We start from the raw sequence: 898 nt of genomic DNA, 5'->3' as shown, positions 1-898 counted from the left end.
AGCGGGTGATTCGGCAGGCTCTGGTGAACGCGGGGCTGGTGGCGGCCGATGTCGATGCGGTCGAGGCCCACGGCACCGGGACCACGCTCGGCGACCCGATCGAAGCCCAAGCCCTCCTCACCACCTACGGCCAGGAACGTCCCCACGCCGAACAACCCCTGTGGCTCGGGTCGTTGAAGTCGAACATCGGCCACACCCAAGCCGCCGCAGGCGTAGCCGGCGTCATCAAGATGGTCATGGCGCTCCAGCATGAACTGCTGCCCCAGACCTTGCACGTCGATGCTCCGACTCCGCATGTGGACTGGTCGAGTGGAGCGGTGTCCCTGTTGACTGAGGCGCGGCCCTGGCCTCGCGCCGACCGGCCCCGCCGGGCCGGGATCTCTTCCTTCGGTGTCAGCGGCACCAACGCCCACCTCATCCTGGAAGACGCCCCCGCCCTCGACGAACCACAGACCACACCCGCCCAGCCAGCCCACCCCCAGACCACAGCGCAGCAGGCAACCCCCACACCCGAGGTGACGATTCCCTGGGTGGTGTGTGGGCGTGGTGGGGATGTGGTGCGTGAGCAGGCGGTTCGGTTGCGGGGGTATCTCCAGGATCGGCCGGGGTGGCGGCCGGTGGATGTCGGTTGGTCGCTGGCCGGCGGGCGGGCGCGCTTCGAGGACCGGGCCGTGGTCCTGGGCCGGGATCGCGGGGAGTTGCTGGAGGGGCTGGACCAGCTCGCCGCTGGGGAATGTGATGGTGAGCGTGTCATCACCGGCACGGTCCCGGCCGCTGGGGGGCGGGGGCGGACGGCGTTGTTGTTCACCGGGCAGGGTGCGCAGCGCCCGGGTATGGGTCGCGGGCTGGCCACCGCCTTCCCTGTCTTCGCCCGGGCCTGGGAGGAGGTCTGCGACCA

The 898-nt window shown here is 70.6% G+C and carries 1 protein-coding gene; it reads left to right on the top strand.

What is annotated here, in order from left to right:
- Nucleotides 1-898: ketoacyl-synthetase C-terminal extension domain-containing protein (locus tag AC5P1B_RS35710; protein ID WP_493892199.1), on the top strand; the 898-nt coding region annotated here is incomplete at both ends.

This window comes from Streptomyces sp. A01, assembly GCF_059026195.1.
This window is presented reverse-complemented; position numbering and strand designations above follow the sequence as displayed.